This is a genomic window from Comamonas sp. 26, assembly GCF_002754475.1.
Lineage (GTDB): Bacteria > Pseudomonadota > Gammaproteobacteria > Burkholderiales > Burkholderiaceae_C > Comamonas.
In genome coordinates this window covers 2,622,038-2,648,016 of the sequence record NZ_PEFL01000001.1, presented here as the reverse complement: position 1 = coordinate 2,648,016, position 25,979 = coordinate 2,622,038, and the positions used below count along the sequence as shown (strand labels likewise).

Here is a 25,979-nt window from a genome sequence, read left to right as displayed (position 1 = left end):
CTTCTAGTCTTTATGAGTTTCTTCGGGCTGGCATAGATGCTTGGTTAGCAATTGCGCCACAGGGGAGAGGGCGTCTTGCGAGCGCACGCAAAGCATCAACTGACGCTCGGCCCAGCTTTCATCCAGCCGGATGCAGCGCAGCGGCAGCGTGCCCATGTAAATACGTGCGCTGCCCTCGGGCAGGATGCCTATGCCCAGGCCTGATGCCACCATCAGGCACAGCGCGTCATAGCCCGTCACCTTCATGCGAAGGCGCGGCTGCAAGCCTTGGTCTGCGGCTGCACGGGTAATGAGGTGGTTGAGAGCGCTGTCGGCGTGCATGCCAATCAGGTCATGCTTCACAACTTGTTCCAGTCGCAGGCTGCGTTTGCGCGATAGCGGATGGGATTGCGGCATGACGACGGCCAGCCGGTCGCGCCGGTAGGGGTGCAGGCTGATTTTATTGCCGTAGCTGCCGTTGTTGAGCAGGCCGATATCGGCTTCGTTATCCGCCACGGCGCGCGCAATATCGGTGCTCACGCGCTCTTGCAGGCGTACATCTACATGGGGGTGCTGGCTTAAAAAACGCTGCAACTGCGCTGGCAGAAACTGCGTGATGCTGGAGATATTGGCCATCACTCGCACATGGCCGCGCAGGCCTTCTTGGCCGCCTTGCGCATAGTCCTTCATCTGCGTGGCAATGCCATCCATGTCATTGAGCACGCCGCGTGCCATGTTCAGCAGCGCATAGGCGGCCGCCGTAGGCACGCTGCCGCGGTTGCTGCGGGTAAAAAGTTCTACCTGCAGCTGATCTTCCAGCTCTGCCAGGCGGCGGCTGGCGGCGGAGGGAGCAATGTGCTCGCGTGCAGCGGCGCGGGCGATGGCGCTTTCTTCCATCACGGCAACAAAAAGGCTCAGGGTGGTTGGGTCCAGCTTCATGAGATGACCATTATCCCAGCTATGCCCAGATGCGATGGCAGCCTCGCATAACAGCGTTTTGCAGGAACCAATCTAAAGGGCAAGATGATTCAAAAGCTGCTCTGGGCAACGCAAAGCGGCATAGCAAGAGACAAACAATGACAATGATGAATATCAAAGACCCTGCGACGCAAACTGCCACGCCGCGTGCGCTTGAGGGCGTGAAGGTCGTGGAAATGGGGCAACTGATCGCCGGTCCGTTCTGCGGCAAGACGCTGGGTGAGTTTGGCGCTGACGTGATCAAGATTGAGGCCCCCGGTGCGGGCGATCCACTGCGCAACTGGCGTCTGATTAAAGAAGGTACATCGGTCTGGTGGCAGGTGCAGTCGCGCAACAAGCGATCTGTAGCGCTGGATTTGCGCCAGAAAGAGGCGCAGGACGTGGCCCGCAAATTGATTGCCGAGGCCGATGTGCTGGTCGAGAACTTCCGCCCCGGCACGCTGGAGGGCTGGGGTATGTCGCCCGAAGAGCTGCATACCATCAACCCCGGGTTGGTGATTTTGCGCATCTCCGGCTACGGCCAGACCGGCCCTTACCGTGACCTGCCGGGTTTTGGCGTGATTGGTGAGGCCATGGGCGGCCTGCGCCACCTGACGGCTGAGCCGGGTCGCGTGCCAGTGCGCGTGGGTGTCTCGATTGGAGACACGCTGGCGGCTTTGCACGGCGTGGTGGGCGTGATGATGGCTCTGTACCACCGCAAGGTGAATGGCGGCCCCGGTCAGGTGATTGATGTGGCCCTGCATGAGGCCGTGTTCAACATCATGGAAAGTCTGCTGCCCGAATACAGCGCCTTTGGTGCTGTGCGTGAGGCCGCAGGCAGCGCGCTGCCGGGTATTGCCCCGTCGAATGCTTATCCTTGTCTGGATGGCTGGGTGCTGGTGGCGGGCAATGGAGATTCCATCTTCAAGCGGCTGATGACTGCGATTGACCGCCAGGACTTGGCCGATGCGCCAGATTTGGCCGATAACGCAGGCCGCGTGGTCCGTGTGGCAGAAATTGATGGCGCGATTGGCGACTGGACGAGAGTCCGCACCGTGCAGGCTGTGATGGAGGAGTTGGGCAATGCCCGCGTGCCCGCAGGCAAGGTCTACACCGCCAAAGATATCGCAGAAGACCCGCACTATCATGCCCGCGAGATGATCTTGACCCAGCGTACCCGCGATGGTTTTGAGGTGAAAGTTCCCGGCGTGGTGCCCAAGCTCTCGCTGACGCCCGGCACCGTGCGCAGCAGTGCGCCGCATGTGGGTGACGACACCGACGCCGTACTGGCCGAAGTGGGCCTGAGCGCCGAGCAGATTGCGCAACTGCGCGCCAAGGGGATCATTCAATGAATAGCTTGAATGTCTGGAATGGTGCGGGTCGCCGTATCTATATCAACGAAGTCGGCACGCGTGATGGCTTGCAGATGGAGGCCGCGTTTGTAGCGACTGAGGACAAGATTGCGCTGGTCAATGCGCTGTCGCAAGCCGGGCTGTCCAAGATTGAAGTGACGGCTTTTGTCTCGCCCAAGGCCATCCCCGCACTGCGCGATGGCGAGATTGTGATGTGCGAGATCGAGCGCCATCCGGGGACCATCTATACGGCGCTGGTGCCCAATGTGCGTGGCGCGGAGCGCGCCATCGATGCGCATACCGATGAGTTGAACCTGGTGATGTCCGTCAGCGAAACGCATAACCTCTGCAATCTGCGCATGCAGCGCAGTCAGTCGTTTGAAGCGCTCAAACAGGTCATCGCTGTGGCGCAGCAAGCGGCAACGCCCGTCAATGTCTCGCTGTCTTGCTGCTTTGGCTGTCCTATGGAGGGCGATGTGCCTGAGGCCGAAGTGCTGAGCTGGGTGCAGCGCTTTGCGGATCTGGGTGTGCAGGGCATCACCCTGTGCGACACCACGGGCATGGCCTACCCGAGTCAGGTGCACGCCATGGTGCAGGCCTTTAAGGCACGCTGGCCGCAGCTGGGTGTGACGCTGCACTTTCACAACACGCGCGGCATGGCGCTTGCAAATGTGCTGGCTTCCATTGATGCCGGTGCTGACAGGTTTGATGCATCCATTGGCGGGCTGGGCGGCTGCCCTTATGCGCCCGGTGCTTCGGGCAATGCCTGTACCGAAGAGATCGTGCATGCACTGCAGCTCATGGGCTATGACACCGGTACAGATCTGGCGCAGATCGTGGCGGCGGCACGGGCCTTGCCCGCGCTGATCGGGCATGAGACACCCAGCCAGATCGTCAAAGCCGGCACACGCTGGGATTTGCACCAGCCGCCCGCAGATTTTGCAGACATCAAAGAGCGTTCTCTGGCCAAGGCCTGAGTCTGCTTAGATGCAATACCGTGCCAGCGCTTTCGGGGGAAAGGGCTGGCGCTGTCAGATATACCAACAAGGAGACAACATGACATTTCAACGTCAACGCCTAACTTTTGTGCTTGCTGTGGCGGCTGCCGCTGCAGGCCTTTCTGCCGCGCCAGCTATGGCGCAGGGCGCTTACCCCAGCAAGCCCGTGCTGCTGATCGTCCCCACAGCTGCGGGCGGAACGACGGATCTTTCCGGTCGCATGGCAGCGCAGGCACTGGCCCCGGTGCTTGGTCAATCGGTGGTGGTGGATAACAAAGGCGGTGGCAACGGTGCCATTGCCGCCAATCTGGTCAAGCGTGCCGATGCCGATGGCTACACGCTGTTGATGCAGTACTCGGGCTATCACGTCATCTCGCCCCATCTGGTCAAGGCCAAGAGCTGGGAGCAGGGCGACTTTGCGCCTGTGGCCAATGTGCTGTCCGCTCCGCAGATCATCGTGGTGCGTGCTGATTTGCCGGTGAAAACGCTGACCGAGCTGGTCAGCTATGCCAAGGCCAACCCCGGCAAGCTTAATTACGCATCGTCGGGCAATGGCTCGTTGCAGCATGTGACGGGAGCCATGCTGGAGCAGCAGGCCGGTGCCAAGATGACCCACGTGCCGTACAAGGGGACAGGCCCGGCTTTGCAGGATTTGCTGGGTGGTCAGGTAGACCTGACTTTTGGCACCGCGCCGCCCTTTATGCCCCATGTGCAAAGCGGCAAGCTGCGTGTGCTGGCAGTGACGGGCAAGCAGCGTCTGCCCAGCTTGCCTGCGGTGCCGACCACGGCTGAAGCCGGTTATGCGGGCGTTAATGCCACATCATGGTTTGCCATTTTTGCGCCCAAGGCCACGCCCCAGCCTGTGATTGACAAGCTGACCGCAGACATCAAAAAAGTGGTGGAAGACCCCGCTTTTAAGAAAAAAGCCGAAGAGCAGGGTGCTCGCGCTGACTATATGAACCCGCAGCAGCTGGGTGCCATGGTCAAGACCGAATACGCCAGCTGGGCGCAGGTGGTGAAGTCTTCCAAAATCGAAGCGGAATAAGTCGCTGCTTCAGCGGTAACCCACATTCAAGGCCTGATTCGTCAGGCCTTTTCTTAATGAAACAAGGCTGTAGCGCTTATAGATAAGGCGTTATAAGCTATCAAAAGCATAGTTTTTATTTTGATGAAATTTGGCAGGCAAAGCGAATGAAAATAGCGCTTATGTCTTCCACGCACTCTGCTGAACTGCTGGCCCAGGTGGCTGCGCTGCCGCCACTGCCCGGTGTCTATCGCTATTTCGATGCTGCAGATGTCTTGCTCTATGTAGGCAAGGCCATCAACCTCAAGCGCCGCGTCTCCAGCTATTTCCAGAAAGACCATGGCGGGACGCGCATAGGCCATATGGTCAGCAAGATTGTGCGCATGGAGACAACGGTGGTGCGCTCTGAGGCAGAGGCGCTGCTGCTGGAAAACAACCTCATCAAGACGCTGCACCCCAAGTACAACATCCTGTTCAGGGATGACAAAAGCTACCCCTATCTCAAGATCACCGGTGTGGCGCATCGGGATGGAAAAGAGGGTGAGCCGGCGTTTCAGGAATTCCCCCGCATCGCCTACTACCGCGGTGCAGTGGACAAAAAACACCGCTACTTTGGCCCTTACCCGAGTGCATGGGCGGTCAAAGAAAGCATTCAGCTGCTGCAAAAAGTCTTTCGCCTGCGCACCTGCGAAGACACGGTTTATGCCAACCGCACGCGGCCTTGTCTGCTTTATCAAATCAAGCGCTGCAGCGGCCCCTGCGTGGATTTGATCTCGCCCGAAGCCTACGCGCTCGATGTGCGTAACGCCGAAGCCATGCTGCGCGGCGAAACCAGCGAACTGCTCAAGCAGCTGGAAGTGCGCATGATGTCTCACTCCGACCAGCTGGAGTTTGAGCAGGCTGCCGAAGTGCGCAACCAGATCACAGCGCTATCGCGCGTGCTGCATCAGCAGGTGATTGAAACGGCGGACGATAAGGATGTGGACATACTCGCGGTGAAGGTCCAAGGTGGCCGCGCCTGTGTCAACCTTGCCATGGTGCGCGGCGGGCGGCATCTGGGTGATCGGCCTTACTTTCCAGTCAATCTGGGTGATGCCACCTCGGTCTATTTCAGCGAGGAAGAGGTTGATGTCGCTGCGCAAGAGCGCCCTGTGGAAGAGTTGGTGCTGGAAGCCTTTATTGCGCAGCACTATGTAGATGTTGCCGTGCCGCCCACCCTGATCGTCAGCCACTTCGTGGATAAAAAACTGATTGGACTGCTGACTGAGCAGACAGGCGTGCGCATCACAGTGGTGCAGCAGCCGCGCGAGCAGCGCCGTATCTGGCTGGAGATGGCGCAAAAAAATGCGGATATTCAGCTGGCGCGTTTGCTGGCCGAGGAGGGCTCGCAACAGGCCCGCACACGTGCACTGGTTGAAGCGCTGGATCTGCCGGTTGAGAATCTTGATACGTTGACCATTGAATGCTTTGACATCTCGCACACCAGCGGCGAAAGCACCAAGGCTTCATGCGTAGTGTTTCATCACCACAAGATGCAGAGCAGCGAATACCGCCGATTCAATATTGAAGGCATTACCGGCGGCGACGACTATGCGGCCATGCGCCAGGTTTTGACGCGCCGCTACAAACCTGTGGCCGATGCGCAGCGAGAAGCGGGCGGTGCCGAGCTGACCGGCAAGCAGCCCCATCTGCCTGACCTGGTGCTGGTCGATGGCGGCAAGGGCCAGGTCAGCATGGCGCGCGAAGTGTTTACCGAGCTGGGGCTTGATCTGTCACGCATCGTGGGTGTGGAAAAAGGCGAGGGCCGCAAGGTCGGTCTGGAAGAGCTGGTGTTTGCCGATGGGCGCGACAAGGTCTACCTGGGCCACGACTCTGCCGCGCTGATGCTGGTGGCGCAGATTCGGGACGAAGCCCACCGCTTTGCCATCACCGGCATGCGCGCGGCGCGAGCCAAGGTGCGCATGGGCTCCAGCAGTCTGGAAGAAATTCCGGGTGTGGGCCCTAAAAAACGTGCGCGTCTGTTGCAGCGTTTTGGCGGTGTGCGCGGCGTGGGCGACGCGAGTGTGGAAGATCTCATGACGGTTGAAGGCATATCTGCCACATTGGCCGAAGAAATTTACCGCGCGCTGCACTGAGTGACAGCAGTGCATCTAGCGGGATATGCCGCTGTGCGCTGCTGCGCGTGACACAATGGCGCTCATGTTCTTGACCATCCCAACCTTGCTGACCTGTACGCGGATAGTGGCGATTCCGCTCATCGTCGGGGTGTTTTATGCGCCGCTGGATATGCAGACTCGCAACCTCATTGCGACCATCATGTTCATCGTGTTCGCTGCCACCGACTGGTTTGACGGTTATCTGGCCCGCAAGCTCAATCAGACATCGGCCTTTGGTGCATTTCTTGACCCGGTAGCCGACAAATTTTTGGTCTGTGCAGCCTTGCTGGTGCTGGTTCATCTGCAGCGCACCGACGTGTTTGTCGCGTTGATCATCATCGGCCGCGAAATAGCGATCTCTGCGCTGCGCGAATGGATGGCTCATCTGGGAGCCAGCAAAAGTGTTGCGGTTCATATGATTGGCAAGCTCAAGACCATGGCGCAGATGGTTGCCATTCCCTTTCTTCTCTACGACGGCGTAGCCTTTGGCGTGATGGATACAGGCGTCTGGGGTCAGTGGCTGATCTGGATTGCCGCCGTCCTCACCGTATGGTCCATGGTTTATTACCTGAAAAAAGCATTGCCAGAAATCAGGGATCGACTCTGAATTTAGACTCTAATCACCTCAAAGCGCTTGTCTATCAAGCGCTTTTTGCTATCTATTTCGTGGTTTTAGATGTGTTTGATGTGATTTGGTTACCGATGTCAGATCGTTGCTGGCTGCAGGCTTTATGGCTGCTTGTCAATCGGTGAAGCCGACACGAAGCTATCGTTTAAAAAAGCCGCTCTGAATGGCAGAACCGGCTCAAAAACCGCATAGAATCTGGTCCTGTCGCTGGAATGCGCAGCGTGAACTGACATCAAGAACGTCAGCCGCTTCAAGTAAAAATGAGTGCAAAAATACTCAAAATTGAAGTGCTGAATTTTGTCTTCATCACGACTGGTTTCTTGCTGTGCAAGGTTTGCGCTAAAAGAGACATTCCATTTACTGATTTCTCGAGAGGCATCTTGTGAATAAAACCGAACTGATTGAGCACATCGCTAACAACGCCGATATTTCCAAGGCAGCCGCAGCGCGCGCATTGGACTCTACGATCGACGCAGTGAAGAAAACACTGAAAAAAGGTGGTACAGTATCGCTTGTTGGTTTTGGAACATTTGCGGTTGGCAAACGAGCAGCACGCACCGGTCGTAATCCACGTACTGGCGAGTCCATCAAAATCAAAGCGGCCAAAGTGCCAAAATTCCGTCCGGGCAAAGCATTGAAAGATGCTCTGAACTGACAAAAAAGTTTAAGTGGGTCCTTAGCTCAGTTGGTAGAGCGGCTCCTTTACACGGAGTAGGTCGGCGGTTCGAGACCGTCAGGACCCACCACTTAAAAGCAAAAGAAATCAAGGGCTTAGAGCAATCTAAGCCCTTTTTCTTTACCCGTTTACCCTTCAATGAAGTCGCCGTAAGTCGTCCTTACCAACCGTAAAACGTTGCTTACCAACAAGCCTTGGCGTAGCATGGCGCTCGATTTAGGAGTGGTTATGGCAGGTAAGAAGCGGTTGCACTGAACGACTCGGGCCGACGCGCAAGCAGTTGAGACAGTCGTTGAAGACCTGCCTGCAAGCGTTCACGGTCCTTGATGCTGCCCAAAGAGATTCGAATCGCATTCACGGATCCGCTGTCGGATCGGTTATCGGTAGCGAATGCCTCCGCCGGCGTGATGGCGATACCCTCGCGGTCGGCTGCACGCGCAAGCTGTGAGGAGTTCCAATACCCCGGCAACTCGAGCCATACATGCAGGCCATCTCCAGCGCCGCTGTATCGACCCGCCAGAATATCCCTAGCCATCCAGTGGCGCAGACTCGCCTCCTTGCGTATGCCCTCCATTAATCTGGCGGCCGAGCCGTCGAGGATCCACAGCGTGGCCAGTGCGGCTGTCAGAGGAGTTGTCATCAGCGCAAAGGATCTGAGTGCGGCCAGAAAACGTTCGCGTTCATGCGGGTTACGTATGAGTACGAACGCGACACGCAGGCCGGGGGTCAGGCATTTCGACAGGGTTGAGACGTAGACCACCTGTTCCGGGGCAAACGCGGCAATAGGTGGCGGTGGGGCATCTGCAAGCAACCAGTAGGGGTCGTCCTCAATGATGCGTACATTGCCGCGCTTCGCGATGCTGGCGAGCTCCTTGCGTCGGCGTTGCGGAATGGTGATGGCAGTCGGGTTCTGTAATGTCGGATTAAGGTAGATCAGCCCAGGCTTGTGCTGGAGGCACGCTTGGCTGAGCATCTGAGGAATCATCCCGTGCTTATCCGCCTCCACCGCAATGATGCGTCGGCCCAACTGGGTCGTTGCGACACGCAGGCCGGGATAACTGGTTGGCTCTGCCAGGATCACATCGCCAGGCTGTGTCAGTGCAAGAATCAATGCGGCGATCGCGGCTTGTGCGCCTGGGCAAACAACAACCTGCTCTGGTTCCAGATCTCCAAACATCGGCTCAAGCCATTGGGCTCCAGCCTTGCGGTCAGAGTTGCTTCCCCCGCCCAGGTGGTAAGTCATCAGCAATTCGGCATCTGTCCGCATCAATACTTGAGACAAACCTTGCTTCAACATGTCGTCGAAGTCCACGCCATCCGGCGGTGGTGGGGTATTCATGCTCAGATCGAGGATGGAGGTCAATTCGACTTTCGGCGCTGCGACATAAGTGCCACGGGCGCCGCGCCCTTCCAGCAAGTGGCGGCGTCTGGCCTCATCGTACGCGCGCGTGATCGTCGTCAGATCGACATCCAGTTGTGCTGCCAACCGGCGCTGAGGAGGTAGGCGGTCACCCGGGTTCAACGACCCGTCTGCCACTGCCGTCTGAATCGCATCCGCGATCTGCAAAAAACGGGGTCCACCCTGCGCGGCCAATCGCGGCAGCCAGAGTGGCAAATCTTCATCTTGTATGGGTTTTGACTGGGACAATTTGTCTCAATGTATGGAAATTGCTTTTGAGTAGTATGTCCCTGAACGTTCAGCAGCACGCATTCTTGTGTGGCAGTCGCTGACGTTTTTGTCTATCTCATCTGTGAGGTAGTGCTCCTCACGATAGACAGTGTCAAGTCACAGGCTGGAAATTTTCAAATGATCGATTGGATCCCCGTAGTCTTCGTTGTATTCAAGGTTCTCATATTCGGCGCGTGCATGTTCTTTGCCATCAAGTGGCATTACGATCAAGGCAAGAAGGGGATGGACAAGCGCGCGCTGCTACGCACGGGCAGCAAGCTGGTGGCCATCTTCCTGCTGGCACTTATGGCTGTGCTGCTTTTTACCTTTGGCCTTGCCAAGATGCTCGGCATGGACTTGAGTCTCCCATGATGACTAAGGTTGGCCTGCAGATCTCCGGAAGTGAGCGTTTCTTAATGGATCGCTGACTGGGTTGCAGCTGTTTTCCGTTCCAAGACCCATGCAACGCATTCATCCATGCGTACTTGGTGATCGCCGTTCAGCTCATCCATTGCCTTAATGTTGTGGTTGTCTGAGCGGACTTCCACACTCTATATTGGTCATGAAGCCGTCATCTGATGCCGCAAGACTTGGCAGAAAAGGTGCTGCTATGACATATCTTGTGATCGCGATGGGGGTGTTTGCTGTTCTTGTCGTGCGCTCTGCCGTGCAGGACATGGTAGACGCAGACATAGAGATCTAGGCCGCCGCTCGCCAGCCCTACACCAGAGGCCGGTGCACCAGCACTGGTACTTTGCTGTTGACCAGCACGCGCTGGGTTTCGCTGCCCAGCAGAATGCCGGCGATACCCTTGCGCCCGTGAGAGGCCATGCAGATCAGGTCGCACTGACTGTCTTGCGCCCCCTGCACGATCGCCTGGTTGACGGATATATTCATCACCCGCGCCGTCTTGCATTCCACGCCTTCGGCTTTGGCAATGTCGATTGCAAACTGCAGCACCTTGTCGGCGTCCTTCTGGGTGCTTTTCTCGAACTCTGCAGCGTTGTATGTCATTAACGCATCAGCGCTATAGATCATGGCAGAGTAGTCAGGCATCACGTACAGCGCCGTCACCTGAGCGCCTTGCTCCTTAGCCAGTTGAATGCCTGAGCGCACTGCAGCCTCAGAGAGTTTTGATCCGTCTGTAGGAATAAGAATGTGCTTGAACATATCCAGCCTCTTTGCGCGATGAAACAAAGCGATTGTGCCGAGTCCATGGTCACATCCTGGCACTGTGAATGCAACACCTCGTTGCGCGCATTTTTGCAGGTTTAAATGGATATTCCAAACCATTCACTCAAGTAAAAAGCCGTTAGCCTTTATTAAATAAGCGCTGACAGCTATCAAAAGTAGATTGTTTGAGCGCCTCTCCTTTGGTCAGGAATGGCTGGTGTGGCTTTCTACTCATACAACCAGGTGCTGGCATCTGCGTTGCATGTCAGATGCCCTGAGCGACTGTGAGCGTAAAGCGTGCGCTTTCGCCGCGCTGAGCGGCCTCGGGTGTCAGGCTGACAAGCACTCGGTAATTTGCATCTGGCTCTGTACGAAAGCTGCAGGTGTTTTGGGTGGCGGAGCTTTGGCACAGCGGTTTTGCAGAGCCGTCCTTGATGACATTGATGCGGCTGCTGGGGTTGTTGGTGTTGAGCTGAACGGTCAGTTGCTGGTGCGGCCGAGTATCCAGCCCGTATTGCACGACACCATTGCCGGTGATCTGGCCGCTGTAGCTGCTCGTGGGGGTGCCAAGTGTGCTGTAGTTTGAGTGCGCCTGTGTCATGGCGTTGCCAAGCAATGGGCTGATAAGGCCGAGGAGGATGGCTGTTGCAAGCATCGGTTGGAAGCGCTTCATACGACTCTCCCATTTGTGATGATCAGGGTGTGCTTCTCGCAGGGCGGCTTACTGTTGATTCCCAGAGGACCTGTTTAGCCAGTGTGCGCAGTTCGTGCTGTTCACCCATACCCTGTTTGCTTGGTGATCTCCGATGTCTGGGTCAGAAGGCGCATGCACGGCATGCGCCCAATCCCTAGCTATCACCTGTTGCATCCTCCAAGGGGTCAAACTTGCACCAAGTGGGTGAGTTGGGTTGGCGTTCTCCGTAAGGTGTTGATTTGTAAAAATCTTATAAACTTTTACACGGAATAGACGGGCGTTTCGAGGCCGTCAGTGCCCACCACTAAAACGCAAAAAGGCTTAGAGTTTTCTAAGCCTTTTTGCGTTTGGCTCTTGCATTCGCGCCCTTTGGGGCTGGTTGAGGGTATTTCTGCGCACGATGCACTTGCACGACTGCAGCAATTGAAAAGTGCGCAGTTAGAATGAGTGAGATTAGCCTAACCCTGTTGGTGGAGGTTGGATGGCAGTTCTGTAGTGCTTCAATGCCCTGTAGAGGCCCGGTCGATAGCGCACTCGGGTTGCACGGCTTTCACCATTCTTAATGAGGCGAACGCAAGTTCGCCTTTATTTTTGCTGCCGCAGAAAGATTGACCATGTTCGAATCCATCCGCAAGCATTCCAAGTTCATCATGATCTTGTTGTTCTTGCTGATTATTCCCTCTTTCATTTTTGTCGGGGTCAACCAGAACTACTTCACCGAATCCAGCCAGGCTGTGGCTCGTGTGGATGGTCATGACATTACCCAGCAAGATTGGGACAACGCTCACCGGGCTGAAAGTGATCGACTGCGTGCGCAGAATCCGGCCATGGATGCCAAGTTGCTTGATTCGCCAGAGGCGCGCTATGCGACGCTGGAGAAGCTGGTGCGTGATCGCGTGCTGGCGGCTGCTGCCAACAAGATGCACTTGACCACACCGGATGCGCAATTGGTGCGTACCTTGCGTGAGATTCCTGCGATTGCCGCTTTGCAAAAGCCCGATGGCTCTCTCGATGCAGAAGCCTATAAGGCCTTGGTGGGCTCGCAAGGCATGACACCCGAAGGCTTTGAGGCGAACCTGCGCCGTGAGCTGGCTCTCAACCAGGTGCTGGGCGGCGTGACGTCGAGCAGCTTTGCGACGGATGCACAGCTTCAGCAAGCGATGAACGCTCTGTATCAGCGTCGCGAAATTCAGGTGGCGCGCTTTGATGCTGCCGCCTATGCGAGCAAGGTGCAGCCTACCGAAGCTGAACTCAAGGCCTTCTACGACGCACACACAAGCCAGTTCAAGCAAGCAGAAGCAGCCACTGTGGAATACCTGCAGCTGGATCTGGCTGCAGTGCAGCAAGGCATTGTGCTCAGCGAAGACGATCTGCGCACCTATTACAAGGAAAACGCAGCGCGTCTGGCCGGCCCTGAAGAACGCCGTGCCAGCCACATCTTGATCAACGCTAGCAAGGATATGCATGCTGCTGAGCGTGAAAAAGCCAAAGCCAAGGCTGCGCAATTGCTGGCTGAAGTGCGTAAAGATCCCAAGAGCTTTGCACAGCTTGCAAAGGCTAACTCGCAGGATCCGGGCTCGGCAGCCAATGGCGGTGATCTGGGCTACTTTGGTCGCGATGCGATGGTCAAGCCGTTTGAGGAAGCTGTTTTCAAGATGAAGGAAGGCGAAATCAGCGATGTGATTGAGTCTGATTTTGGCTTTCACATCATCAAGCTCACAGGCATCAAGCAACCCAAGGTGCCATCGTTTGAAGAAATGCGTCCTAAGCTGGAAGCAGATCTCAAGCAGCAGCAGGCGCAGCGCAAGTTTGCAGAAGCTGCTGAAGCCTTCACCAATGGTGTGTATGAGCAGTCTGACAGCCTCAAGCCTGTGGCTGAGAAATTCAAGCTGACCATTCATAAGGCAGAAAATGTGACGCGAGAGCCTGCCCCTGGTGCGCAAGGACCCTTGGCAAACAAGCGTTTCCTGGAAGCATTGTTCTCGGCTGATTCGCTGGAAAACAAGCGCAATACCGATGCTGTGGAGCTGGCCCCAAGCACGCTGGTGGCCGGTCGTGTGCTGAACTACTCCCCTGCGCATACCCAATCTATGGATGAAGTGGGTGAGAAGCTCAAGCAACTCTATGTGGTTCATCAGTCTGCAGAACTGGCCAAGCAAGATGCCAAGGCCAAGATGGCCGAGTGGAAGGCTAAGCCTGAAACGGCTCAACTTCCTGCTGCGGTAGAAGTGGGGCGCGATCAGGCCAAGGGCCTGCCCCGTGAAGTGCTGGATGCAGCGCTGCGCGCTCCAACCAATGCGTTGCCTGCGTGGGAAGGTGTTGATCTGGGTAATGCTGGCTATGCCATCATCAAGATCAATCGCATTGCCGAGCGCCCAGCCCAAGATGCCCAGGTGATCGAGCAGCAGAAGTCGCAGTTCACGCAGTGGGCTTCCATGGCGGAAGTCATGGCCTACTATGAACAGTTGAAGAAGGACTTCAAGGTTCAGATCAAGGTGCCGCGTCCACAGTAAGGCAGATAAATCAGGTTTGAATTATTCCGGGCCTGATTTCTGCATTACAATAGATGCTTCTACGGTGGCTGTAGCTCAGTTGGTAGAGTCCAGGATTGTGATTCCTGTTGTCGTGGGTTCGAGCCCCATCAGCCACCCCAGATTTTTAAAGCACTTTGCCAAACAAAGTGCTTTAAATGACTCAAGGTACACGCCTTGAAATCATTTAAACATCAGTGTTTATTGCTCTCAAATTTGATTTAAGAGTACTAAACCTGAAGTAGAATAAGAACTTCTACGGTGGCTGTAGCTCAGTTGGTAGAGTCCAGGATTGTGATTCCTGTTGTCGTGGGTTCGAGCCCCATCAGCCACCCCAAATTTAAAACGCCCTGCAATAATTTGCAGGGCGTTTTTGTTTGTGGGACTTCTTTGAAGTGATGCGTAATTGCCAGGGGCGTTGAAGGCGCTTGAGGTGTCCGAGGAGCGTGATCGATTAAAAAGGCCGCAACGTACTTGGCTGCCTTGATCGCTATTAAATATCGCAGGCGTTGCCAGCAGGCAATAACCTCTTGCATGGCATCCAGGCAAAACTGCAAAAATCCTTTTTCGGGCGAGTTGGTCAACCCTGCTATGCAGATCCTTCAAGCTCACAATATGGGCGACAGCGTTAAGGCTGCGCCAGCCCGGCAACAAGGCACTCACCGCGCACCGCCTTCAATGTCATTTCGCATTTGACCAATGCTATAGCTGTAGCTGCTGCGCAGCCAGCCTTCAGTTGAAGGTGAAGGTGAAGGTGAAGGTGAAGGTGAAGGATACGATGAATGTGCAAGCGCAAGAGTGGCTGCGCAAGCAGCATGCGCTGATGGCGTTTGCTGGAGGCAATGCGCTCTGACAAAAAAGGGGTGCTGATGGCACCCCTTTTTTTTCTGGATTACGTGTGTGGCACTTCAAGCGCCAATGGCTGTGTCCTCTGTGTTTTCCTCGGTGCTTTGTGGTCGCTGGGCATAGCGCTGGGCCAGTGCAGCGCAGACCATTAGCTGAATTTGGTGGAATAGCATCAGCGGCAGCACAATTGCACCAACCGATGCGGCGGGGAATAGCACGTTGGCCATGGGGATGCCACTGACCATGCTCTTTTTGGAGCCGCAAAACACCAGCGTGATCTCATCTTCTTTGTTAAAGCCAAGGCGACGTGCACCCCAGGTCGTGACGACCAGCACCACTGCCAGCAAAATGCAACACACCAGGGTCAGGCCGATGAGCGCGGGAATGGGGGTTTGTTTCCACAAGCCGCTAATGACGGCAGCGCTGAATGCGGCGTAGACCACAAACAGAATCGAGCCCTGATCTACCAGCTTGATGATGGACGCGCGGCGCTGCAAAAAGCCGCCAATCAAGGGGCGCATCAAGTGACCAATGACAAAGGGCAGCAGCAGCGTCATCGCAATCTTGCCAACGGCGTGCAGCGCATCGCCGCCTTCGGCATTTTTATTGAGCAGCAAGCTGACCAGAATGGGTGTAACCAGAATGCCTAGCAAGGTTGAGGCCGAAGCGCTACAGACCGCCGCCGGCACATTGCCGCGCGCCATGGATGTAAAGGCAATGGCAGATTGCACTGTGGCGGGCAGGGTGCAGAGGAAGATGATGCCGATATACATCTCGGTAGTGACCAAGGGCGAGAGCAGCGGGCGCAGCGCCAGACCCAGAACTGGGAACATGACAAAGGTGGCGATGAAGATGCACAGATGCAGTCGCCAGTGGCCTATGCCTGCCAGAATCGCCTGGCGCGAAAGCTTGGCACCGTGCAGAAAGAACAGCAGGCTGACGATGGCTGTGGTGACCAGTTCTACATACTCGGCTATCTTGCCCGAGGCAGGTAAAAAGCTGGCGATGATGACGGTGGCAATCAATGCCAGCGTGAAGTTATCGGGGATAAAACGAGGGCGCGACATATTTCGAATTCAGACCATTCATGCAAAGCACCAATTGGGTGCGTGATGGCTGCGTATTGGATACGTAATACATTCAAAAGAGAAATGGATTTATTCGATAGATCTATAATTTTTTGATATGAATGTAAGCCTGCGTCAATTGCGTGTTTTTGTGGCCGTTGCTGAAAGCAGCAGCTTCAGTCGTGCGGCGGATGCATTGGCCCTGACGCAACCGGCGGTAAGTCGCAATGTGACGGATCTGGAGCAAGCTATGGGCCTGCAACTGCTGCACCGCACTACGCGCGAGGTGGAGTTGACCGAGGCGGGTCGTCTGTTGCTGGGTAGTGTGTCACGTGTGCTTGAAGATCTGGATGCCTGCTTGCAGGAGGTGCAGGGACTGGCCACGCAGCGCAAGGGGAAGGTAAAAGTGGCCAGCAGCCCCACCTTGTCGGCCCATTTGCTGCCGCAGTGCATTGCGCGTGGCAAGCAGCAGATGCCGGACGTCAACATCCAATTGCTGGATCGCATTCAAAGCGATGTCTTGCTCAGCGTGCGCAGCGGTGAAGTGGATTTTGGCGTGGTGATTGACCCGTCAGAAAAGCAGGATCTATATGCGCAGACCATTGTGGCTGAGCCCTTTTGTCTGGTCTGCCTCTCATCGCACCGGCTGGCGCGCAAGAAAGAGGTGCACTGGTCTGATCTGGCGGGCGAATCGCTGGTACTGCTCGATCATGCTTCAGGCAGCCGCCGCCTGATTGATGCCGCGTTGCAGGCGCATGGGGCTGCCGCATCGGTGGTGCAGGATGTGGGGCATACGGCCACGATCTACAGCATGGTGCAGCAGGGGCTGGGCCTGAGCGTGGTGCCGCGGCTGGCCATTCCTATGGGCTGGGGCAAGCAGGCTGCAACACCGGCGAAATCAGGGGACAGCGCCGTGCTGCTCAGTCGGCGCTTGGTGCCCAAGGTGCAGCGCAGCATCATGCTGGCCAAGCGCCAGCAACGCGAGCTTTCGCCCGTCGCGCACCTGGTCTGGGACTTGATCGCTGCCGAAGCGTTGAATTTGCTGGATGAGTAAAAGCGCGCTCAGGGCCTGAGCACAATGCGCGAGTCAATCACCAGACCCTGAGGTTGGGGAGTGACATATACGGGCTGGGGCGGCGCCATATAAACGGGGTGAGGTGCGTGGTGGTGGGGGCGGTTTTTGCACTTGCGCTTTTCCTTGTACTCGCCATTGCTCTTCCACTTGTGCTCCACCTTGCACTGGCCGTCCCAATACTCTTCTTTGTGCTCGCGCTTGTGATGGTGGTGATGTCGATGATCGTGCGCCTGGCTGGTCAGGGGCGTGGCGATCAACGCAATGGGCAGGCAAATAGAGGCGAGGGCAAGGATGCGTTTCATGGTGAGTGGGGGCAGCGCAGTAGGCGGGTTGTGCCAGGCGCAGAGTTTCAAAATGCTGCGAGCTTAAGCCCAATGCGCCAAAGATGCTGTATCAATTCATGAGCAGCGGCCGCAGTACTCATAAAGGCTGCAGGCCAGTTGATGATGAAGCTATCAAAAATATGAGCAGATTGCGCTTGTTGTCATTGAATTCTTAAGCGCTTGATAAATTAAAAGAAGACGAGGTAAGCGCAAGCAGCTATTTTCTTGATAGCGACTTTGGCGCTGCAAAGAATTCAGAAAAATGAATCTGAAGGAGACATTTTTATGCCCGGTACAACGATGACTGACGTGACCAAGGCATTGGGCTGGCAGCCCAGACGCCTGACGCAGTCGCGACATGGAGAAGCTTCGCGCATGGTTGCGCTGATGTCTTCCATGCCTTACGCAGTCGCCGGAGGCCCGTCGCGTCTGGGCTTCATGATGGAAGTGGCATCTGTCGCTGCGGGCTGCGCACTGGAGCAGGGCATGGCCATGGTGCTGGTGCCGCCGCTGGAGTCAGGTCAGCGTTCGCTGGACTTCATGAGTGTGGATGGCGTGGTGCTGATTGAGCCAGCGGCCAATGACAAACTGCTCATGGAATTGACGGCGCGTGGCTTGCCCGTCGTCTCCATTGGAAAGCCTGGCGGCCACCGCTTCAATACCGTGCCCTATGTCGATTTGCGCCCCGGTGATTCGGTACAGCATTTGCTGGAGCACTTGCAGGCGCAAGGCGCACGGCAAATCGCCATGATTCTGGGTGCGGCGGAACGAGACTCTTACGCGCAGGCGGAAGTGGCCTATCAGCACATGGCCCATGCCATGGAAATGGAGCACATGGTGCTGCGTGTGGATGAAGCCCTGGGCGAAGCTGGCGGCGGCGATGCGGCTCGCCATCTGCTGGCAAGTTATCCGCAGATTGACGCATTACTGGTCTTGGTCGATGTGCTTGCCGTCGGCGTGATGCAGCATGTGCATCAAATCGGCTTGAGAATACCGCAGGACATCAAGATTGCCACGCGCTACGCATGGAATGCGAGCGCGGACTTGCGAGCCCGCGCTGACAGCCGTGAATTTGCATCTGGATCAGGTCGCCGGTCTGGCGGTTGATCTGCTGGCTGAGCACCTCAGGGGTGTCAGCGTCCGGCAGGTGGCGCAAGCCCCCATGCCGGAGTTGGTGGCCAGAGCCTCCACCAAGTCGCTTGCTCGCTGATTAGCGCTTGCGCTGCTGACCTTGAGGCGCAGGGCCGCTGCCCGAACGCTCGATGTGACGGAAAGTCAGGCGACCCTTGTTTAGGTCATAGGGAGACATTTCCAGAGTGACCTTGTCACCGGCCAGCACGCGAATGCGGTGCTTGCGCATCTTGCCGCCGGAGTAGGCGATCAACTGGTGGCCGTTATCCAGCGTTACACGAAAACGGGCATCGGGCAACACTTCGTCGACTCTGCCTTGCATCTCAATCAATTCTTCTTTGGCCAAAACAATTCCTTTTTAGAAAGACTCAGTTCAACTGGTTTTCCAGCACCATGCAACGCCCTTCGGCGAGTGCATATTTGCTGGCCATATCCGGTGTATCAAACTGTCGAATAAAGCTGAAAATCCGGTCATATTCACCACGGCGGATGGAAACCGCTGCAGCTACTTTGCCGGAATGGGTGATGTTGGTGAGGGCAGTCACAATGTAGTTGCCGACACGCTCTGTAATTTGTTCTTTGTGCATATCGTGTCAGCGGTGGCGAAAACCCAGACATGGGCCATGCCATCCACTGAAAAAATGAAAAAGATCCTGCTTGAGTGAGCTTGGATCAAGTGAGCCAGCCGCTTGAGGGTGGCTTTGCTTCTTGCCGAAGAGAAACACTCAGGCTGACGGAGCCGAGCATGAGGCAACGTGAGATCTGCCGTTGATGCTGCATGAGGCAAGTTCCATGCTGCAAACCTGAGGATTATAAAGCATTGCCCCTTGATAGGCAAACTCCAAGGGTGTTGGAGCGATGGTGAGCGTTTGCCCTGCGGTGAGGCTTCCATTAGCTCTCGCATCGCAGATGTCCATACGGGCGGCGAAAAGCAAAAAGCCTCAATTGCGTGAGCAATCAAGGCTTTTATATGTTCTGGCAGGGGAAGAAGGACTCGAACCTTCGCATGCTGGAATCAAAATCCAGTGCCTTAACCAACTTGGCGACTCCCCTAGAAGATGCGTATTGTATAGCAGTTTTGCTATGAATTTAGAAAATTCTGACGATGAATGCAATCACGGCTCAATTCTGGCTCCTGCCGGGGCAGAGGTGTTGATGAAATGAGCGTGATGAAGGCGGCTGTTTTGCCGCTGCTCCTTCAATGTTTGCTTTGATGCACGCCACTTTTTCTGGGTAGCTCTTCCCGCTGCTGGATGAAGCCGCTGCTGCAAAGGCGCCGAACAGTAGCCCCCGACTCAGGCCGTTGCTACGATATACTGCGCGGCGATTTGAAGAAGAATTCCGGCGTATTGGATGCGTTCGGTGCTCCCGCTTCAATTTCATGTTACAGGTGCTCGGGTTCAATCCCGGGTTAAACGGGAACAGGGTGTAAAGCCCTGGCTGCCCCCGCAACGGTAAGCAGATCAAACCGACTCAAGGCTTTTGCAGCGCAAGAGCCAGTCACTGATGTTTTACGTGGCCTCTCATGAGGTGCGCGGAAACATCGGGAAGGCGAGTCGGCAGGCATCAAGCCATCTGCCAGCCCGGATACCGGCCTGTAAAGCGCTGCGCGTTGCGGGGTCAGACCCTGCTGCCAGCATTTGCAACGACCGTCTGCGGGGAGCAGCGTGACGGCAACAAGCCTGCGGCAGGTTCGTTCAACGCGAGCCCATGCACTTGGCATGATATCGTCACCAGCAGGCAGGCGGTCAGCATCGACTGACACGAATGAATCACTTCACCTTGCCTGCCGCACTGATCGGCCTGGTACCTGCTGCACTGGCCATGGCCGCAGAACCCGTGGCCCAACCCACGCAGACCTCAGCCACCCGTGCTGCTAGCGCTGTCGCTGCGGCGCAACTTCCAACCGTTCAAGTCACCGACACTGCCGAAGGTGGCTTAGGCCTTTCATTGCCCACGGTCTCTGGCAGCCGCACCGGCATTGCCACGCTTGATTTGCCAGCCAGTCTGGATCATGTGGATGAGCAGACCTGGCAGGAGCGCGGCGACAGCCGCATGGCCGACATCATTGGCCGCACCGTGGGCATGACGCCGCTGTCTGCGACCAGCTACAGCAGCCTGTCCTTCAGCACACGTGGTTTTACGGGCACCAACTCCGTGGGCATTGCGGAGGACGGCGTGCGCCTGGGTGTGGCGTCTTCCACCACACCTTACCCTGCCAATAGCTGGGGCTATGAGCGTGTGGAAGTGCTGCGCGGACCAGCTTCCATTGTTTATGGCTCAGGTACTGTGGGAGCCACCGCCAATGTGGTGCGCAAGCAGCCCACGCGCGAGACGGTACGCGAGGTGCTGGTCGGTGCTGGCTCGCATGGCTCGGCCAAGCTGGGACTGGGCATGGGCGGTGCACTCAGCGATACCCTCAGCTACCGGGTGGATGCCTACGGGCACTACACCAACGGCGAGCACGACATGAGCCGTGCCAGCGGCAGCAAGCTGATGAGCACTCTGCGCTGGCAGCCCACGGCCGCGTTGCGCGTGGAGCTGCTGGCCGATATCAGTGATGAAAAGCCCGCGCGCTACTTTGGCACGCCCACCGTCAATGGCGCCATCGTTCCTGAGCTGCTGGGCCGCAACTTCAACACCGACGACAGCGATATCCGCATCAAGGACAAGCGCGTGCGTGCCCGGGTGCAGTACCAGATCAACGACCGGTGGAGTGTGAGCAACGAGCTCTATCACTTCAAGGCCGACCGCTACTGGCGCAATATCGAAGCCTATAGCTACAACCCCAGCAAGCAGCAAGTCACGCTGGGGATTATCTGGAGCTGGCCCATGATCTGGAGCAGACCGGCAACCGTCTGGAGACTACCCTGCAAGCCGGCGCACACAAGCTGGTCGCAGGCTGGGAGGTGAGTCGCGCACGGTTCAACTTTGCGCGCAACGACTACGCCGGCAGCGCAACGATCGGTGTGAACGAGCCTTCACTGAGCTACTGGCCCAATAGCTCACCCATGCTGCCCAACTATCGCACTCAGGCCACCACGCATGACTTCTATGTCGAGGACGCCTGGACGCTTAGCGACCGTTGGCTGTTGCTGGCCGGCATTCGCCGCGATCTGACGGACTTTGACCGCAAGGACCTGATTGGCAGCGGCACGTTTGACAAAAGCCTGGGCGGCACCGCCTGGCGTCTGGGCCTGACGCATAAGCTCAACGCACAGACCAGCCTCTACGGCCAGCTCTCTCAAGGTCATGACCCGGTCACCAACATCCTGACCCTGAACCTCGCCAATCGAGATTTCAAGCTGACCACGGCGCGCCAGATCGAAATCGGCCTGAAGCAGCAGTTCGCCCAAGGCCAGGGCGAGTGGACGGCCGCCGCCTACCGCATCGAGAAAAAAGACATCATCACCCGCGACCCGAACAATAGCCAGCTGTCGGTGCAAGGCGGCAAGCAAAGCTCGCAGGGACTGGAGTTGAGCGCGGTGATGCGCCTCTCGCCCAGCTGGCGCCTGGAAGGCAATTACGCCTTTGTGGATGCCAAATACGACCAGTTGATCGAAGCCGGCGGTGCCGACCGATCGGGCAATCGCCCAAGCAATGTGGCGCGCAATACTGCCAATCTGTGGGCCCACTACACCACGCATAGCAGCATCGGTCGCTGGCAGGCATCACTGGGTGCGCGCGCAGTGGGCAGCCGCTTTGCCGATAACGCCAACACCGCTCTCAGCGGCGGCTACACCGTCTGGGATGCCGCTTTGAGCTGGCGCCCGCAGGCCCGCAGCACTTACCGCCTGTCTGTGCGCAATCTCACCGACAAGCTCTACACCTACTCGGCAGTCTCCAGTGCGAAGGCGGCTCAGGCCTATCCGGGTGAAGGTCGCCGTGTGGATCTGACAGCAGAGTTCTCGTTCTAAAACGCGTACTTCAGAAGTTCAAAAACAGTAGCAATTAGCGCATGTATTTACTTGAATTCAGACATGAAACGCCATGAAATCCAATAGATACATGCGCAAGCAGCTCCTGTTTTCTGGCTTCTTGAAACGGTCTGTCGTGACGGTGATGACCGGTCTGGTGCTTGGCGCTTGCTCTGACCATCGCTCCATCGATGCCGTTGTTTCGCCTGCCAAGGCAGCGCGCGTGCCTCTATCCATAGCGGTATGCGACCAGCCCGTGGCCTACGACAAAGTGCCGCAGCGCGCCGTTGTTCACGGCATCAATCTGCTGGAGATGTTTCTGGCGCTAGGGCTGCAGGATCGCCTCGTCGGTTACGGCGGCCTGCGCGATATCCAGCGCCTCCCCAAAGCCATGCAGCCGCTGCTGGCTCAAGTGCCAGATCTTTCCAGCCAGGGCATGAACCTTGAGACCTTGCTGAATGCCGAGCCCGATTTTGTCTTCAGCGGCTGGTCCTATGGCTTCAGGCAAGGGCAGATCACGCCTGCCAGCTTGCAGGAGCTGGGCATTGCCAGCTATGTGCTCAGCGAATCCTGCATCCGCCAGGTCGCACGCGAGCGCGTGTCGCTGGAGGACACCTTTAACGACCTGCTCAACCTGGGTCGTATTTTTGATATCGAAGCGCGGGCTGCTGCACTGGTCAACAGCCAGCGCGCCGAACTGCAGCGCATCACTGATGCACTCAAAGGCTTGACGGAAAAACCCAAGGTGTTTGTGTTTGACAGCGGCACCGATATTCCTGTGACGACGGGCCGCTACGCCATGCCACATGCCATGATCGAAGCGGCGGGCGGCAGCAATATTTTTGACGACCTCAGCAGCAGCTGGATGCGCGGCAACTGGGAAGACGTGATTGCGCGCGACCCGGACTGGATTGTCATCGTCGACAACGACAGGCCCGTGGCCGACGGTAAGCGCCAGTTTCTGCTCGGCAAGCCCGAGCTGTCCCAACTCAAGGCCATACGTGAGCAGAAATTCGTGCTGATGGAGTTCTCCGAAGCCACGCCAGGGCCACGCAATGTGGAGGCCACACGCAGGCTGGCACACGCTTTGCACCCCGAGAAGATCACGCAGCCATGAACATGCCTTCCACCTTGGCCTTTGCGATGCAGCGCCGCCGCCTGTCGCTGTGGCTGGCGGCCCTGCTGCTGGTGTCGCTCACGCTGGCCATCACGCTGGGGCCGGTGCGCATTTCGCCGCAGCAGGCTTGGCTGATCACGGCGCATGAGATCGGTGTGCGTCTGGGCATGAATTTGCAGCCCGGCGACTGGACATCGGCCCAATTTCAAATCGTCTGGCGCGTGCGCATGCCGCGCGTGCTGCTTGCGGCCCTCGTCGGCGCGGGCCTAGCACTGGTGGGCGTCGCCATGCAGGCTATGGTGCGCAACCCGCTGGCCGATCCGTATTTGCTGGGCGTGTCGTCCGGCGCATCGGTGGGAGCGGTCAGCGTGATTGCCTTTGGTGCACTGGCTTTTGCGGGCGAGCTGGCCCTGCCGCTGGGCGCTTTTGGCGGCGCGCTGGCTGCGTGCACGGCTGTGTATTTTCTGGCCTATGCCAATGGGCGTTTGCAGGCCTCGCGCCTGATTCTGGGTGGCGTGGCGATTGCGTATTGCCTGGGCGGTATCACCAGTCTCATCGTACTCACGGCCGATCAGCGCGAGCTGGCCAACTCGGTGCTGACCTGGACGCTGGGCAGCCTGGCCGGCACGCGCTGGGATGAACTGGGCCTGCCTGCAGCACTGCTGGTGATTGGCGCAGCCTTGCTTCTGACACAGGCACGCTCGCTTAACGCCTTGCTGTCCGGAGAGGAAAGCGCCGCGACGCTGGGCGTGGACACCACGCGCACGCGGCGCTGGCTGTTTGTGCTGGTTTCGCTGGTCACTGGCGTGCTTGTAGCCCTGACCGGGCCAATCGGCTTTGTGGGCCTGATCGTGCCCCATGTCACGCGCATGCTGGTGGGTGCCGAGCACCGCAGCGTGCTGCCTGTGGCCGCTCTGACAGGTGCCATTTTTCTGGTCTGGGTGGATGTGTTTTCGCGCATCACCTTTGCCCCTGCAGAGGTGCCGGTGGGCGTCATCACCTCGCTGCTGGGCGGCCCCTTCTTTGTCTGGATGCTGTGCCGCAAGAACGCACGCGAAAGGCTGGTGGCATGAACGCATCAGCTGCAACCGCACATCTGCAGACCAGCCATCTGAGCTGGCAGGCTGCGGCCACTCACATCGTGCGCGACGTCAGCCTGCATGTGGCGCAAGGCGAGCTGGTCGGCCTGCTCGGGCCCAATGGCAGCGGAAAATCCACGCTGCTGCGCATGATTTACCGCATCCTCAAGCCCGCCAGTGGCAGCGTGCAAGTGAATGGCAGCGATGTCTGGCGCAGCAGTGCCCGCGACAACGCCCGCGTCATGGCTGTACTGGCGCAGGAAAATACCAGTGAGTTCGAGCTGCTGGTGCGCGACGTGGTGCTGATGGGCCGAACCCCCCATCAGTCGCCTTTTGCCCGCGATAGCGCGGAGGACTTTCATATCGTCGCTCAGGCGCTGGAGCGGGTGGATGCCAAAAGCCTTTCGGCGCGAATGTTCTCCACCCTTTCTGGCGGCGAAAAGCAGCGCGTGCTCATGGCCCGCGCGCTGGCCCAGAAGGCACCGCTACTGGTGCTGGATGAGCCCACCAATCATCTCGATGTTCGACACCAGTTTGAGCTGATGAACCTGATCCGGAGCCTGGGCTTGACGGCATTGGCGGCGCTGCACGAGCTGCCTCTGGCAGCGCATTATTGCGACCGGCTGTACCTGCTCAAAGACGGTGTACTGGTTGCAGAGGGCACACCGTCAGAGGTGCTAACACCCGAAATCATTGCCGATGTCTATGGCGTGCGCACCCTGGTGCGCCCCAGCCCGCGCAGCGGTAAGCCACTGATTGAATTTCTGCCGGACGAGTTGTTATGACGTCACTGACTCAAGGCTTCACCACAAGCGATGCCGCCACGGCCATCATCCTTCTGAGCCGTGGCGCGGCTTATGCCAACGGAGCCACTGAATTGACGGTGCTGGCAGATCGCCTGCATGCCACTTTGACGGAACAAGGAAGGCCACCCTTGCTGGTGCAGCCTGCCTTTGTGGACCGCTCTCAACCCGCATTGCCCGAAGCACTTGATCTGTGTGCAAAAGCGCAGACTATCATCATTGTTCCGGTGATGGTGCCTGACGAGCCTTCGCTGCGCCGCTGGTTGCACAAACTCATCATGCGCTGGTGGGCTCATCAAATGCAGAGCATGGAAGGTGCACATTGCCCGCGCGTTGTCTTTGCCGAGCCACTGCTGCACACACCGTATCTGGCCGATGTGCTGGCGCGTACCGTGGAAGATGCCTTGACTCAGCCCGATGTGCCTGCCGTTGTAGGCGACGACCGCTGGGAGAACGATCCCGCGGGTTGGTCTGTTGTGCCAGAGCATCAGCACCATGTGCTCTGGTGCGTGGGGCCGCGTTGCGCAGCCAAGGGCTCGGTGCAGCTCTGGCCGCAGCTTGTCAAAACGATACGCGATACGCCCGGCCTGAAAAATAGCGTGATACCGCTGCAAACCAGCTGTCAGTTTCCCTGCAACCATGGCCCGCTGATGATTGTCTACCCCGCTGGCGCGTGGTATGGGCCGGTTGCTGAATCTGATATTGAGCGGGTATTAACCCAGCATGTGCTGCAGGGCCGGGTGGATGAAGACTTGTGTGTTCATGGCCCGCAAGCGTAACTGCC

At 57.4% G+C, this 25,979-nt stretch carries 24 protein-coding genes, 4 tRNA genes and 1 riboswitch; of the genes, 19 read left to right on the top strand and 9 right to left on the bottom strand.

What is annotated here, in order from left to right; translation table 11 throughout:
- Positions 1 to 3: 3 nt before the first annotated feature.
- Entirely contained in the window at positions 4 to 918 is a 915-nt protein-coding gene (locus CLU84_RS12225) for a LysR family transcriptional regulator (RefSeq protein WP_099737399.1), read from the bottom strand.
- A gap of 137 nt (positions 919 to 1,055) precedes the next feature.
- On the opposite strand from CLU84_RS12225, the gene CLU84_RS12220 reads away from it, so the two are divergent.
- The 7 genes from CLU84_RS12220 to CLU84_RS12190 all read left to right on the top strand — a co-directional run bounded on the left by CLU84_RS12220 (position 1,056) and on the right by CLU84_RS12190 (position 7,840).
- Entirely contained in the window at positions 1,056 to 2,288 is a 1,233-nt protein-coding gene (locus CLU84_RS12220) for a CaiB/BaiF CoA-transferase family protein (RefSeq protein WP_099737398.1), read from the top strand.
- Complete coding sequence (locus CLU84_RS12215; RefSeq protein WP_099737397.1) at positions 2,285 to 3,265, top strand: hydroxymethylglutaryl-CoA lyase; 981 nt, start codon at positions 2,285 to 2,287, stop codon at positions 3,263 to 3,265. The genes CLU84_RS12220 and CLU84_RS12215 overlap by 4 nt, the downstream gene beginning before the upstream one ends.
- 79 nt (positions 3,266 to 3,344) lie before the next feature.
- Complete coding sequence (locus tag CLU84_RS12210; RefSeq protein WP_099737396.1) at positions 3,345 to 4,331, top strand: tripartite tricarboxylate transporter substrate binding protein; 987 nt, start codon at positions 3,345 to 3,347, stop codon at positions 4,329 to 4,331.
- Between the two features lie 161 nt (positions 4,332 to 4,492).
- Positions 4,493 to 6,445, top strand: a complete 1,953-nt coding sequence (gene uvrC / locus CLU84_RS12205) for an excinuclease ABC subunit UvrC (RefSeq protein ID WP_099737395.1) — start codon at positions 4,493 to 4,495, stop codon at positions 6,443 to 6,445.
- Between the two features lie 64 nt (positions 6,446 to 6,509).
- Positions 6,510 to 7,073, top strand: a complete 564-nt coding sequence (gene pgsA, locus CLU84_RS12200; protein ID WP_099738000.1) for a CDP-diacylglycerol--glycerol-3-phosphate 3-phosphatidyltransferase — start codon at positions 6,510 to 6,512, stop codon at positions 7,071 to 7,073.
- A 403-nt stretch (positions 7,074 to 7,476) separates the two neighbouring features.
- Positions 7,477 to 7,749 (top strand): HU family DNA-binding protein, encoded by a 273-nt coding sequence (locus CLU84_RS12195; RefSeq protein WP_099737394.1) that lies wholly within the window; start codon positions 7,477 to 7,479, stop codon positions 7,747 to 7,749.
- Between the two features lie 15 nt (positions 7,750 to 7,764).
- Positions 7,765 to 7,840 (top strand) — tRNA-Val (locus CLU84_RS12190).
- A gap of 156 nt (positions 7,841 to 7,996) precedes the next feature.
- Here CLU84_RS12190 and CLU84_RS12185 read toward each other — a convergent pair.
- A complete protein-coding gene (locus CLU84_RS12185) occupies positions 7,997 to 9,400 on the bottom strand; it encodes a PLP-dependent aminotransferase family protein (RefSeq protein ID WP_099737999.1) in 1,404 nt (467 codons plus the stop codon).
- Positions 9,401 to 9,577: 177 nt separating this feature from the next.
- Here CLU84_RS12185 and CLU84_RS12180 point away from each other — a divergent pair, with 177 nt between their 5' ends.
- On the top strand, positions 9,578 to 9,811 hold the full coding sequence (locus tag CLU84_RS12180; RefSeq protein WP_099737998.1) for a hypothetical protein: 234 nt from the start codon (positions 9,578 to 9,580) through the stop codon (positions 9,809 to 9,811).
- A 348-nt stretch (positions 9,812 to 10,159) separates the two neighbouring features.
- Here CLU84_RS12180 and CLU84_RS12175 read toward each other — a convergent pair whose 3' ends face one another.
- On the bottom strand, positions 10,160 to 10,609 hold the full coding sequence (locus tag CLU84_RS12175; protein ID WP_099737393.1) for a universal stress protein: 450 nt from the start codon (positions 10,607 to 10,609) through the stop codon (positions 10,160 to 10,162).
- A gap of 268 nt (positions 10,610 to 10,877) precedes the next feature.
- Positions 10,878 to 11,213, bottom strand: a complete 336-nt coding sequence (locus tag CLU84_RS12170; RefSeq protein WP_233210028.1) for a DNA breaking-rejoining protein — start codon at positions 11,211 to 11,213, stop codon at positions 10,878 to 10,880.
- Between the two features lie 707 nt (positions 11,214 to 11,920).
- Here CLU84_RS12170 and CLU84_RS12165 point away from each other — a divergent pair.
- From CLU84_RS12165 to CLU84_RS12155, 3 genes are all read left to right on the top strand, one after another.
- Positions 11,921 to 13,819, top strand: coding sequence for a SurA N-terminal domain-containing protein (locus tag CLU84_RS12165; protein ID WP_099737391.1), 1,899 nt, complete (start codon positions 11,921 to 11,923; stop codon positions 13,817 to 13,819).
- A gap of 64 nt (positions 13,820 to 13,883) precedes the next feature.
- Positions 13,884 to 13,959 (top strand) — tRNA-His (locus CLU84_RS12160).
- 139 nt (positions 13,960 to 14,098) lie between these two features.
- A tRNA-His gene (locus CLU84_RS12155) sits at positions 14,099 to 14,174 on the top strand.
- Between the two features lie 571 nt (positions 14,175 to 14,745).
- Here CLU84_RS12155 and CLU84_RS12150 read toward each other — a convergent pair.
- The gene (locus CLU84_RS12150; protein ID WP_099737390.1) at positions 14,746 to 15,750 is read right to left on the bottom strand and encodes a bile acid:sodium symporter family protein; all 1,005 of its coding nucleotides are present in this window, start codon (positions 15,748 to 15,750) and stop codon (positions 14,746 to 14,748) included.
- A gap of 118 nt (positions 15,751 to 15,868) precedes the next feature.
- Here CLU84_RS12150 and CLU84_RS12145 point away from each other — a divergent pair, with 118 nt between their 5' ends.
- A complete protein-coding gene (locus tag CLU84_RS12145; RefSeq protein WP_099737389.1) occupies positions 15,869 to 16,804 on the top strand; it encodes a LysR family transcriptional regulator in 936 nt (311 codons plus the stop codon).
- Positions 16,805 to 16,812: 8 nt separating this feature from the next.
- On the opposite strand, the gene CLU84_RS12140 is transcribed toward CLU84_RS12145, so the two are convergent.
- Positions 16,813 to 17,127, bottom strand: coding sequence for a hypothetical protein (locus CLU84_RS12140; protein ID WP_099737388.1), 315 nt, complete (start codon positions 17,125 to 17,127; stop codon positions 16,813 to 16,815).
- A 306-nt stretch (positions 17,128 to 17,433) separates the two neighbouring features.
- Here CLU84_RS12140 and CLU84_RS12135 point away from each other — a divergent pair, with 306 nt between their 5' ends.
- Complete coding sequence (locus CLU84_RS12135) at positions 17,434 to 18,255, top strand: substrate-binding domain-containing protein (RefSeq protein WP_144445458.1); 822 nt, start codon at positions 17,434 to 17,436, stop codon at positions 18,253 to 18,255.
- 103 nt (positions 18,256 to 18,358) lie between these two features.
- On the opposite strand, the gene infA is transcribed toward CLU84_RS12135, so the two are convergent.
- From infA to CLU84_RS12120, 3 genes are all read right to left on the bottom strand, one after another.
- Positions 18,359 to 18,625 (bottom strand): translation initiation factor IF-1, encoded by a 267-nt coding sequence (infA, locus tag CLU84_RS12130; RefSeq protein WP_099737386.1) that lies wholly within the window; start codon positions 18,623 to 18,625, stop codon positions 18,359 to 18,361.
- Between the two features lie 22 nt (positions 18,626 to 18,647).
- Positions 18,648 to 18,866: a hypothetical protein gene (locus CLU84_RS12125; protein ID WP_099737385.1), complete on the bottom strand. Its 219-nt coding sequence runs from the start codon at positions 18,864 to 18,866 to the stop codon at positions 18,648 to 18,650.
- A 389-nt stretch (positions 18,867 to 19,255) separates the two neighbouring features.
- Positions 19,256 to 19,332, bottom strand: a tRNA-Gln gene (locus tag CLU84_RS12120).
- Between the two features lie 318 nt (positions 19,333 to 19,650).
- A riboswitch (cobalamin riboswitch) is annotated at positions 19,651 to 19,893 on the top strand.
- Positions 19,894 to 20,046: 153 nt separating this feature from the next.
- On the opposite strand from CLU84_RS12120, the gene CLU84_RS22435 reads away from it, so the two are divergent.
- The 6 genes from CLU84_RS22435 (at position 20,047) to CLU84_RS12095 (ending at position 25,974) form a co-directional block, all read left to right on the top strand.
- The gene (locus CLU84_RS22435) at positions 20,047 to 21,192 is read left to right on the top strand and encodes a TonB-dependent receptor plug domain-containing protein (protein WP_233210027.1); all 1,146 of its coding nucleotides are present in this window, start codon (positions 20,047 to 20,049) and stop codon (positions 21,190 to 21,192) included.
- Complete coding sequence (locus tag CLU84_RS22430; protein ID WP_369826861.1) at positions 21,099 to 22,196, top strand: TonB-dependent receptor; 1,098 nt, start codon at positions 21,099 to 21,101, stop codon at positions 22,194 to 22,196. The genes CLU84_RS22435 and CLU84_RS22430 overlap by 94 nt, the downstream gene beginning before the upstream one ends.
- A 73-nt stretch (positions 22,197 to 22,269) precedes the next feature.
- Positions 22,270 to 23,313 (top strand): ABC transporter substrate-binding protein, encoded by a 1,044-nt coding sequence (locus CLU84_RS12110; protein ID WP_099737384.1) that lies wholly within the window; start codon positions 22,270 to 22,272, stop codon positions 23,311 to 23,313.
- Entirely contained in the window at positions 23,310 to 24,386 is a 1,077-nt protein-coding gene (locus CLU84_RS12105; RefSeq protein ID WP_099737383.1) for an iron ABC transporter permease, read from the top strand. The genes CLU84_RS12110 and CLU84_RS12105 overlap by 4 nt, the downstream gene beginning before the upstream one ends.
- Positions 24,383 to 25,177: an ABC transporter ATP-binding protein gene (locus CLU84_RS12100; protein WP_099737382.1), complete on the top strand. Its 795-nt coding sequence runs from the start codon at positions 24,383 to 24,385 to the stop codon at positions 25,175 to 25,177. The genes CLU84_RS12105 and CLU84_RS12100 overlap by 4 nt, the downstream gene beginning before the upstream one ends.
- Positions 25,174 to 25,974, top strand: coding sequence for a (2Fe-2S) ferredoxin domain-containing protein (locus CLU84_RS12095; RefSeq protein ID WP_099737381.1), 801 nt, complete (start codon positions 25,174 to 25,176; stop codon positions 25,972 to 25,974). The genes CLU84_RS12100 and CLU84_RS12095 overlap by 4 nt, the downstream gene beginning before the upstream one ends.
- The last annotated feature ends 5 nt before the right edge of the window (positions 25,975 to 25,979 follow it).

Excerpts from the sequence above, each read along its gene's own strand:
- CLU84_RS12225 (WP_099737399.1), bottom strand. The coding sequence starts at position 918 with ATGAAGCTGGACCCAACCACCCTGAGCCTTTTTGTTGCCGTGATGGAA.
- CLU84_RS12220 (WP_099737398.1), top strand. The coding sequence starts at position 1,056 with ATGACAATGATGAATATCAAAGACCCTGCGACGCAAACTGCCACGCCG.
- CLU84_RS12215 (WP_099737397.1), top strand. The coding sequence starts at position 2,285 with ATGAATAGCTTGAATGTCTGGAATGGTGCGGGTCGCCGTATCTATATC.
- CLU84_RS12210 (WP_099737396.1), top strand. The coding sequence starts at position 3,345 with ATGACATTTCAACGTCAACGCCTAACTTTTGTGCTTGCTGTGGCGGCT.
- uvrC (WP_099737395.1), top strand. The coding sequence starts at position 4,493 with ATGTCTTCCACGCACTCTGCTGAACTGCTGGCCCAGGTGGCTGCGCTG.
- pgsA (WP_099738000.1), top strand. The coding sequence starts at position 6,510 with ATGTTCTTGACCATCCCAACCTTGCTGACCTGTACGCGGATAGTGGCG.
- CLU84_RS12180 (WP_099737998.1), top strand. The coding sequence starts at position 9,578 with ATGATCGATTGGATCCCCGTAGTCTTCGTTGTATTCAAGGTTCTCATA.
- CLU84_RS12175 (WP_099737393.1), bottom strand. The coding sequence starts at position 10,609 with ATGTTCAAGCACATTCTTATTCCTACAGACGGATCAAAACTCTCTGAG.
- CLU84_RS12170 (WP_233210028.1), bottom strand. The coding sequence starts at position 11,213 with ATGACACAGGCGCACTCAAACTACAGCACACTTGGCACCCCCACGAGC.
- CLU84_RS12165 (WP_099737391.1), top strand. The coding sequence starts at position 11,921 with ATGTTCGAATCCATCCGCAAGCATTCCAAGTTCATCATGATCTTGTTG.
- CLU84_RS12150 (WP_099737390.1), bottom strand. The coding sequence starts at position 15,750 with ATGTCGCGCCCTCGTTTTATCCCCGATAACTTCACGCTGGCATTGATT.
- CLU84_RS12145 (WP_099737389.1), top strand. The coding sequence starts at position 15,869 with ATGAATGTAAGCCTGCGTCAATTGCGTGTTTTTGTGGCCGTTGCTGAA.
- CLU84_RS12140 (WP_099737388.1), bottom strand. The coding sequence starts at position 17,127 with ATGAAACGCATCCTTGCCCTCGCCTCTATTTGCCTGCCCATTGCGTTG.
- CLU84_RS12135 (WP_144445458.1), top strand. The coding sequence starts at position 17,434 with ATGCCCGGTACAACGATGACTGACGTGACCAAGGCATTGGGCTGGCAG.
- CLU84_RS12125 (WP_099737385.1), bottom strand. The coding sequence starts at position 18,866 with ATGCACAAAGAACAAATTACAGAGCGTGTCGGCAACTACATTGTGACT.
- CLU84_RS22435 (WP_233210027.1), top strand. The coding sequence starts at position 20,047 with ATGAATCACTTCACCTTGCCTGCCGCACTGATCGGCCTGGTACCTGCT.
- CLU84_RS12110 (WP_099737384.1), top strand. The coding sequence starts at position 22,270 with ATGAAATCCAATAGATACATGCGCAAGCAGCTCCTGTTTTCTGGCTTC.
- CLU84_RS12105 (WP_099737383.1), top strand. The coding sequence starts at position 23,310 with ATGAACATGCCTTCCACCTTGGCCTTTGCGATGCAGCGCCGCCGCCTG.
- CLU84_RS12100 (WP_099737382.1), top strand. The coding sequence starts at position 24,383 with ATGAACGCATCAGCTGCAACCGCACATCTGCAGACCAGCCATCTGAGC.
- CLU84_RS12095 (WP_099737381.1), top strand. The coding sequence starts at position 25,174 with ATGACGTCACTGACTCAAGGCTTCACCACAAGCGATGCCGCCACGGCC.